We start from the raw sequence: 8,672 nt of genomic DNA, 5'->3' as shown, positions 1-8,672 counted from the left end.
CCGAGGAGGTGCGCGCCCTGCGTCGCGAGGTGGGCGAGCTGGTCGTGCCGCACCTTGGACGGGCCGCAGCCGAACCGTCCGTCGTGGGGGAGCAGCTCGCGAGGAATGGTGAGGTCCGGCATGCGTTAATACTAGGGTTCCCGGCCCGCACCCCTCCTCCGAGCGACGGAGGCCTGCGTCGCGCCGCAGCGCCGATGCTGCGTCGTGGCGACCACTAGGGTGGAGCGCGCCGAGACGGGAAGGCTGAGATGACGGATCTGATCGACACCACCGAGATGTACCTGCGCACCATCCTCGAGCTCGAGGAGGAGAACATCATCCCGCTGCGCGCGCGCATCTCGGAGCGGCTCAGCCACTCCGGGCCGACCGTGTCGCAGACCGTCGGTCGCATGGAGCGCGACGGCCTCGTCGTCGTCTCGGGCGACCGCCACCTCGAGCTCACCTCCGACGGCCGCCGCAAGGCGATCCACGTCATGCGCAAGCACCGCCTCGCCGAGCGGCTCCTCCACGACGTCATCAAGCTCGACTGGGAGTTCGTGCACGAGGAGGCCTGCCGCTGGGAGCACGTGATGAGCGAGCAGGTCGAGCGCCGTCTCCTCGAGATGCTCGACCACCCGACGGAGTCGCCCTACGGCAATCCGATCCCGGGCCTGGACGAGCTCGGCGACACCCCCGCCTCCCGCTTCGCCGACGGCGTCATCAGCCTGCCGCGCTTCGTCGCCGGGTCGAGCGAGCCCCGCCGCGGCGTCGTCCGGCGCCTCGGCGAGCCGGCGCAGGTCGATCCGGAGCTCCTCCTCCAGCTCAAGCAGGCCGGGGTCGTCCCCGGTGCCGAGGGCGAGTTCTCGGCCCTCAACGGCTACGTGCTCGCGCGCATCGACGGAGCCGAGGCGGGCATCGAGCTGCCCAATGAGGTCGCGGCGCACATCTTCCTCGTCGTCTGACCCGCGCCTCCCTGGGAGCGGCCCGTACGGGCCCTTACCGCATCCGGTGACCGGAGGCGAACGGGAGAGCGGTCTCTTCCCGCCGAGAAGGTGACAAATCGGTAACGGTCGCTTACGCTCTGTGGAGCCCTGCGGCCGAGCCTCGGTCCCAGGGCGCGGGATCCGACGCCCCCACACCCGTCTCGGATCCTGTGCACACCGATGCTTCGTGCATGAGACGGGACAGCTGCCTGGGCTGAGGGGACGTCGGAGGATCTCCCCCTTGCCCCAGAACCCCCTCACCCCGAACGAGGACGCCGGCTCACCCGACCGGTTCCGCTCCAACCACCCCGACCGCTCCGGCGACGCGACCTTCGAGAACCGGCCTCCGGTCATCCGCGCCCGGATCCACGGGGACGCACCCGTCTCCCGTCGCGCCGTTCCCGCAGCTCCTGTTCGCCGCGCGGACATCACCGACTTCGTGCCGTCGCCGGCCGGGACCCCGCGCAAGCGCAGGGGCCGTGTCGTCGGCAAGGTCGCGATGGTCGGCTTCGCCGGCGCGCTGGTCGCGACGATGGCGCTCCCCGCCTACGCCTTCACTCCGGGCAGCCAGGACGACGGCCTGTTCGCGGCGTCGCGGGCCGACCTCCTCCGCCAGGGCTCCGCGCAGACCGTCGCCGTCGACGGCGGAGTGGTGCAGGCCGCGATCGCCCGAGACGGCTTCTCGGCCGAGGCGGCGCCCCCGCCGCCCGCACCGGAGCCCGAGCCCGTCGTGGTCGCCGAGCCCGTCGTCGACACGAGCGACGTCGCCGAGGCGCGCGCCGAGACCGCCGAGGAGTTCAACTCCTACTCCGGCGCCTCGGCCAGCGAGATCGCGGCCGCCGCCCCGACCACCAGCTACAGCCTCTCGGCGGTGTTCAACACGGCGATGCAGTACCAGGGCGTGCCCTACGTCTTCGGTGGCGCCGACCCGAGCGGCTTCGACTGCTCCGGCTTCGTGATGTACGTCTTCGCGCAGTACGGCATCTCGATGCCGCACTCGGCCGCGGGCCAGGGCGCCATGGGCACCCCCGTCTCGCTCGCCGACGCGCAGCCCGGCGACCTCGTCATCATGGACGGCCACGACGGCTTCTACGCCGGCAACGGCAACATCCTGCACGCGCCGTACGAGGGCGCGAGCGTCCGCGTGCAGCCACTGTGGACCTCCGACTACCGGATCGTGCGCATCAACGGCTGACCCGGTCGATCCGCTCGAGAGCCCGTCCCCTCCTGGAGGGGGCGGGCTCTCGTCGTCCCGCCGTGTGAACGCCGCGTGACGAATCCGGACCGACCCCTGGTGTTCCGGGCGTGAAGGGTTAACCTGAACCCCAGTCCGCTCGCGTGGCGAGCGGATCGATTCGTCGAGGGACGGAGTGCCGGGATGGCCGAGCGGAGCGGGCGCCACAGCGTGGGGCTGCGCTCGCGCGTGCGGCCGGCCGATTCGATATGCGCGCGGGTCCTCACCGCGGCGGTGCACTCCTCCGACACGCGGATACGACTCCACGTCATCGCGCGGCACTCCGCCGCGGCCTCGCAGGGCGCCGTCATCACGACGGCGCCCTTGCTCGTGGTCGCGGCGCCTTCGCGTGACGGCGTGCGACAGCACGGAGGTCACTGATGCGCACTCTGGTTCTCAACGCCGGCTACGAGCCGCTCGCGGTGGTGTCGTTCAAGCGGGCCCTGGTCCTGCTGATGACGGAGAAGGCGACCGTGATCGCCGCGGACGAGGGCAATCCGGTGCACAGCGCGCACGGCGACCACGTGCGGCCCTCGGTGATCGTGCTGACCCGGTACGTGCGCATCCCGAGCGGCCGGAGCGTTCCGGTATCGCGCCGGGGCGTGCTCCGCCGGGACAACCACCGCTGCGGCTACTGCGGTCAGCACGCGGCGACGATCGACCACATCCAGCCCAAGTCGCGCGGGGGCCGGGACACGTGGGAGAACCTCGTCGCCTGCTGCCAGCGCTGCAACAACGTCAAGAGCGACCGCACCCCGCACGAGATGGGATGGCGTCTGCGCACCGTCCCCCGGATGCCGCGCGCCGGCTCCTGGCTCGTGCGCGGCGCGGAGCGGACGCAGCCCGACTGGGACGACTACCTGGCTCCCGCCGCCTGACGGGCCGCGGTCGCGCCGCTGGCGGCGTTGTCGTCGGGCGCGATACCGCCGGTATCGCTTCCTCCTCCGCCTTGCCAGCGACACGACCGCGACCCGTCAGTGGAGGGGCGTGGTGTGCGAACCGGCGCTATTCGTTGTCGTTGTCGTTGCCGGTGTTGGCGCTGGCGTTGCCGGAGCGCTCGCCGGCCCAGGTCCAGTTCGCGACCTCGGGGATGTCCTCGCCGTGCTCGCGGGTGTAGGCGCGGGCGCGGATGCGGGCGTCCTGCATCTCCTGGCGGAGACCGGCGGCGCGGGCGCCGAGGCCGGGGGTCCGGTCGATGACGTCGATCACCAGCGAGTAGCGGTCGAGGTCGTTGAGCATCACCATGTCGAAGGGAGTGGTGGTGGTGCCGTTCTCCTTGTACCCGCGCACGTGCAGGTTGCCGTGGCCGGTCCGCTTGTAGGTCAGGCGGTGGATCAGCCACGGATAGCCGTGGTACGCGAACACGATCGGGCGGTCGGGGGTGAAGACCGCGTCGAACTCGCGGTCGGAGAGGCCGTGCGGGTGCTCCGACTCCGACATCAGACGCATCAGATCGACCACGTTGACCGTGCGGATCGCGAGGTCCGGCAGCGTCTCGCGGAGGATGCTCACCGCCGCGAGGGTCTCGAGGGTCGGCACGTCGCCCGCGCAGGCGAGCACGACGTCCGGGGACTCGCCCGGCCGCTCGCTGCTCGCCCACTCCAGGATGCCGAGTCCGCGCGTGCAGTGGGCGACCGCCTCCGCCATCGTGAGCCACTGGGGCGAGGGCTGCTTCCCGGCGACGACCACGTTGACGTAGTCGACGCTCCGGAGGCAGTGGTCGTAGGTCGAGAGGAGCGTGTTCGCGTCGAAGGGCAGGTAGACGCGCACGACCTCGGGCTTCTTGTTGACGACGTGGTCGATGAAGCCGGGGTCCTGGTGGCTGAAGCCGTTGTGGTCCTGGCGCCAGACGTGGCTCGAGAGCAGGTAGTTGAGGCTCGCGATCGGGCGGCGCCACTCGATGTCGCGGGTGCCGTCCAGCCACTTCGCGTGCTGGTTGAACATCGAGTCGATGATGTGGATGAACGCCTCGTAGCAGGTGAAGAGCCCGTGGCGGCCGGTGAGCAGGTAGCCCTCCAGCCAGCCCTGGCACTGGTGCTCCGAGAGCACCTCCATGACCCGCCCGGCGCGGGCCAGGTGGTCGTCGAGGGGGCTGAGCTCGGCGTCCCACTGCTTGTCGGTGGCGGCGTAGACGGACTGCAGCCGGTTGCTCGCGACCTCGTCCGGCCCGAAGAGGCGGAAGTTGGTCGGGTTGGCGCGGATGACGTCGGCGAGCCATTCGCCGAGCACCTTCGTCGCCTCCGCGACGGTGCCACCCGGCTGCTCGACGACGACCTCGTAGCGGCGGAAGTCGGGCAGGTCGAGGGTCTGCCGCAGCAGCCCGCCGTTCGCGTGCGGGGTCGCGCTCATCCGCAGCTCGCCCTCGGGGGCCAGCGAGCGGACGCGGTCGACCACGCCGCCCTCCTCGGTGAAGAGCTCCTCGGGCCGGTAGGAGCGGAGCCAGTCCTCGAGGAGGCGGGTGTGCGCCTCGGTGTCGCGGGCGTTGGGCAGCGGGACCTGGTGCGAGCGGTAGGTGCCCTCCACCTGGACTCCGTCGATCTCGGTCGGGCAGGTCCAGCCCTTCGGGGTCTTCAGCACGATCATCGGCCAGGCCGGGCGTGAGAGGTCGCCGGCGGCAGCGCGCTCCTTGATCGCCGCGATGCGGTCGAGCACCGTGTCCAGGACGTCGGCGAACCGCTCGTGCACGCGCATCGGGTCCTCGCCGTCGAAGCCGCCCTCGACGAGGAACGGCTCGTGGCCGTACCCGCGGAGGAGGCTGTCGAGCTCCTCCTGCGGGATGCGGGCGAGGACGGTCGGGTTCGCGATCTTCCAGCCGTTGAGGTGCAGGATCGGCAGGACGACGCCGTCGGTGAGCGGGTTCACGAACTTGTTGGAGTGCCAGCTGGTGGCGAGCGGGCCGGTCTCGGCCTCGCCGTCGCCGACGACCGCCGCGACCAGGAGGTCCGGGTTGTCGAAGGCCGCTCCGTACGCGTGGCTCAGCGCGTAGCCGAGCTCTCCGCCCTCGTGGATGCTGCCCGGAGTCTCGGGGGCGGCGTGGCTGGGGATGCCCCCGGGGAAGCTGAACTGGCGGAAGAGGCGGCGCAGCCCCTCCTCCGACTCGTCGATGTGGGAGTAGATCTCGCTGTAGGTGCCGTCGAGGTAGGCGTTGGCGACCATGCCCGGTCCGCCGTGGCCGGGACCGGTGATGTAGAGGGTCGGCTGGCGGCGCTCGCGGATCGCGCGGTTCAGGTGCGCGTAGATCAGGTTGAGGCCGGGGGTGGTGCCCCAGTGGCCGAGCAGGCGGGGCTTGATGTCCTCGCGGCTCAACGGGGTCTTCAGGAGCGGGTTCGCGAGCAGGTAGATCTGCCCGACCGCGAGGTAGTTCGCGGCGCGCCACCAGGCGTCGACGGTGTCGAGAGTGTCCTGCGTCAGCTCGGCGTCGGCGGGTCGGGCGATCCAGCTGTGCTCGGGGACGGGCAGGAGGGACGGAGCGGGGGAGTCGGCCATGTGCCCACGCTGGCATCCGGACGCCCGGGGCGGAAGGGCCTTGCAGGCCCGGTTCCGGAGGGGGTCAGCCGCGCGGCGTCGCCCGGCGGAGGACCAGCGAGCCCACCACCGTCAGCAGTGCGGCGGGGACGAGGAGCAGAGCGGCGGCTCCCGTGGTCCCCGCGCTCTCGAGGACGTCCGTGACGACCGGTCTACCGCCGGCGAGAGTGACGACGACGACCACGGCGAGTGCCGCCGCTCCGAGGGCGAGGAGGAAAGCCGTCGCTCCGCGCTCCCGCCAGCGGAGGAAGACCGCTCCCGCTGCTCCGCCGAGGGCGAAGGCGGCGAGGAGCGAGCAGAGCAGGACGACGAAGCGCTCGAGCCACGGACCGTCGAGGGGAGAGGCGAGGAAGAGCGCGCCGCCCAGCCACCAGCCCCCGGTCGCCTCCTCGATCGCCCCGAGGACCACGACGATCGCGGACCAGAGCACGGACAGTGCCGCGAAGGCGAGGGAGCTGCCGAGGACGTGGTCGCGTCGGGTCGCTCCGTAGCTCAGCGCCAGCCCGAAGGTGGCGGTCGTGGCCTGGATGGAGCCGATGAAGAGGAAGACGACGATCAGCATCCCCGGCCCCACGAGGAGGATGCCGGAGTCGCCGCCGCCCCGCTCGGCCCCGATCCCGCGGAGGACGAGCCACCAGATCACGAGGTTGCCGGCGAGGACGGCGAGCAGGACGAGCAGCGGCCAGCCGAGGACCGTCCCGGGGTGGGCGAGGTGGAGCCTCAGAACGGAGAGGATCCTCCGCGAGGAGGCGGAGCGGCGGGCGGGGGCGGTCATGGTCGGTCCTCTCGGATCGGTGGCGGTGGCGTCAGCTGCTGCGCGGGGTGGCGCGGCGGAGGATCGCCCAGCCCGCGACTCCGGCGATCGCGGTCGGGATGAGCGAGAGGGCGTAGCCGCCCGCGTATCCGACGCTCCCGAAGAAGGAGCCGACGGCGGGCCAGTTCTCGGTGAGCGTGAGGAGGGTGATCACGGCCAGCAGGAGGGCGCCGAGGATCCCGAAGAAGAGCAGCATCCCGCGCTGGCGCCAGCGCACGTAGACCGCCGCCGTCGCCGCTCCGATGAAGAAGAAGAAGAGCAGGGCGCAGAGCACCGCGACGGCCTGCTCGCCCACGGAGTCCCCGCCGAAGTAGATCGAGCGGAAGAAGCTGCCGCCGAAGCCCCAGCCGTCGGTCGCCCGCTCCACGATCCCGAGGACCACGAAGACGCCGGTGTAGAAGACCGAGAGGGCGACGAAGGTGAGGGCCGTGCCGAGGGAGAAGTCGCGGCGGGTGGCGCCGTAGCCGAGGGCGAGGCCGAAGGTGACGTTCACCGACTGGACGGCCACGACCATCATGTAGACGAAGAGGAAGAAGGACGCGCCGGAGTAGGTCATCCCCTCCTGCGCCTCGAGGCGCTCGCCGGAGTCGAGCCCGCGGAGGATCAGCCACCAGACGACCAGGTTGCCCGCCAGGATGACGGCCGTGATGATCAGCGGCGTGTAGAGGATGGTGGCGGGGTTCGCGAAGTGCAGGCGGACGATGCTGCCGAGGCGGCCGGCGGCGGTGTCGTGGCGCGCGGGGGCGCCGGTGAGGGCGGTCATTCCGAGGCCTTCCCGGTGGTGAGCTGGACGACGAGCTGCTGGAGGGGGACGGACTCGAGCTCGAGCCCGTGGCGGGCGGCGGAGGCGCGGCCGGCGTCGTCGAGCCGGGGGAGCGTGGCCGAGGCGCGGCTGCCGAGAGCGGAGCGGGCGATGACCTCGCGGCCGGCGGTGAACGACTCGACGGCCTGTCGAGGTCCGATGACCGTCGCCGCGGCACCCCGCAGCTCCTCCGCGTCGCTGTCGACGACGAGGCGGCCCTGATCGATGACGAGGACGTGCTCGAGCAGGCTGCTGACCTCGTCGATGAGGTGGGTGGAGAGGACGACCGTGCGCGGGTGCTCGGCGAAGTCCTGGAGGAGGCGGTCGTAGAACAGCTGCCGGGCGACGGCGTCCAGCCCCAGGTACGGCTCGTCGAAGAACGTGAGCGGGGCGCGGGAGGCCAGGCCGACGATCACTCCGATCGCCGAGAGCTGTCCGCGGGAGAGCTTCTTGATCTTCCGGTCGACCGGGAGGCGGAAGTCCTCGACGAGCTCGCGGGCGAACGCCTCGTCCCAGCCGTCGAAGAACCAGGGAGCGCTGCGCAGGACGTGCTTCACCTTGAAGTCGTCCGGGTACTTCTGGCTCTCCTTGATGAAGCAGGTGCGGGAGAGGACGGCGGCGTTCTCCACCGGCGACTGCCCGAAGACGCGGATCTCGCCCGAGCTGGCGAACTCCTGGCCGGTGAGCAGCGACATCAGCGTCGTCTTGCCCGCGCCGTTGCGGCCGAGGAGGCCGTGGATGCGGTTCTCCTCCAGCGCGAAGCCGATGCCGTCGACGGCGCGCATGCGTCCGTAGTGCTTGGTGAGGTCGTGGACCTCGATGACCGCGCTCATCGCGATCCCCCTTCTGTGATCATGTCGGCGAGCTGCTCGGTGCTGAGGCCGAGCTTGGCGGCCTCGGCGAGCAGCGGAGCGACGAACTGGTCGCGGAACTGCGTGCGGCGCTTCTCGACCAGCCGGTCGCGCGCCCCCTCGGCGACGAACATGCCGATCCCCCTCTTCTTGTAGAGCACCCCGTCGTCGACGAGCAGGTTCACGCCCTTGCCGGCGGTGGCCGGATTGATGCGGTGGAACGCGGCGAACTCGTTGGTCGACGGGACCTGCGACTCCTCCGGCAGCGCGCCGTCGATGATGTCGTTCTCGATCTGCTCGGCGATCTGCAGGAAGAGCGGGCGGGAGTCGTCCACGCGGGCTCCTTCGGTGCTGGGTTGGGTGGTTAGTTGGTGTTGTAACTAACCATGGAGGCGGGGCGAGGCGTTCGCCCGCGAGCTCGTCGAGGACTTCCGCCTCCCGGTCGACCGGAAGATCAAGAAGCTCTCCCGCGGACAGCTCTCGG

8 protein-coding genes and 1 pseudogene are annotated in these 8,672 nt (G+C 71.2%); 3 read left to right on the top strand and 6 right to left on the bottom strand.

Annotation, left to right across the window (positions count from 1 at the left end):
• Positions 1–122: pseudogene (locus tag C5C27_RS18675) on the bottom strand (phosphoserine transaminase); the annotation flags it as partial.
• 126 nt (positions 123–248) lie between these two features.
• On the opposite strand from C5C27_RS18675, the gene C5C27_RS15615 reads away from it, so the two are divergent.
• From C5C27_RS15615 to C5C27_RS15600, 3 genes are all read left to right on the top strand, one after another.
• On the top strand, positions 249–941 hold the full coding sequence (locus tag C5C27_RS15615; RefSeq protein WP_104224606.1) for a metal-dependent transcriptional regulator: 693 nt from the start codon (positions 249–251) through the stop codon (positions 939–941).
• Between the two features lie 262 nt (positions 942–1,203).
• The gene (locus tag C5C27_RS18420; protein WP_258066817.1) at positions 1,204–2,157 is read left to right on the top strand and encodes a C40 family peptidase; all 954 of its coding nucleotides are present in this window, start codon (positions 1,204–1,206) and stop codon (positions 2,155–2,157) included.
• Between the two features lie 419 nt (positions 2,158–2,576).
• Entirely contained in the window at positions 2,577–3,074 is a 498-nt protein-coding gene (locus C5C27_RS15600) for an HNH endonuclease (RefSeq protein WP_104224608.1), read from the top strand.
• 127 nt (positions 3,075–3,201) lie between these two features.
• Here C5C27_RS15600 and C5C27_RS15595 read toward each other — a convergent pair whose 3' ends face one another.
• The 5 genes from C5C27_RS15595 to C5C27_RS15575 all read right to left on the bottom strand — a co-directional run bounded on the left by C5C27_RS15595 (position 3,202) and on the right by C5C27_RS15575 (position 8,523).
• Complete coding sequence (locus C5C27_RS15595; protein WP_104314862.1) at positions 3,202–5,682, bottom strand: phosphoketolase; 2,481 nt, start codon at positions 5,680–5,682, stop codon at positions 3,202–3,204.
• A gap of 64 nt (positions 5,683–5,746) precedes the next feature.
• The gene (locus tag C5C27_RS15590; RefSeq protein ID WP_104314861.1) at positions 5,747–6,496 is read right to left on the bottom strand and encodes a hypothetical protein; all 750 of its coding nucleotides are present in this window, start codon (positions 6,494–6,496) and stop codon (positions 5,747–5,749) included.
• A 31-nt stretch (positions 6,497–6,527) separates the two neighbouring features.
• Positions 6,528–7,298: an ABC transporter permease gene (locus tag C5C27_RS15585; protein ID WP_104233881.1), complete on the bottom strand. Its 771-nt coding sequence runs from the start codon at positions 7,296–7,298 to the stop codon at positions 6,528–6,530.
• Positions 7,295–8,170, bottom strand: coding sequence for an ABC transporter ATP-binding protein (locus tag C5C27_RS15580; protein WP_104224612.1), 876 nt, complete (start codon positions 8,168–8,170; stop codon positions 7,295–7,297). The genes C5C27_RS15585 and C5C27_RS15580 overlap by 4 nt, the downstream gene beginning before the upstream one ends.
• Complete coding sequence (locus tag C5C27_RS15575) at positions 8,167–8,523, bottom strand: GntR family transcriptional regulator (RefSeq protein WP_104224613.1); 357 nt, start codon at positions 8,521–8,523, stop codon at positions 8,167–8,169. Before C5C27_RS15575 ends, C5C27_RS15580 begins: the two co-directional genes overlap by 4 nt.
• Between the last annotated feature and the right edge of the window lie 149 nt (positions 8,524–8,672).

This window comes from Rathayibacter sp. AY2B7 (genome assembly GCF_002931635.1).
Lineage (GTDB): Bacteria > Actinomycetota > Actinomycetes > Actinomycetales > Microbacteriaceae > Rathayibacter.
Note: the sequence above shows the minus strand (reverse complement) of the source record. Positions and strands in the feature narration are given on the sequence as shown.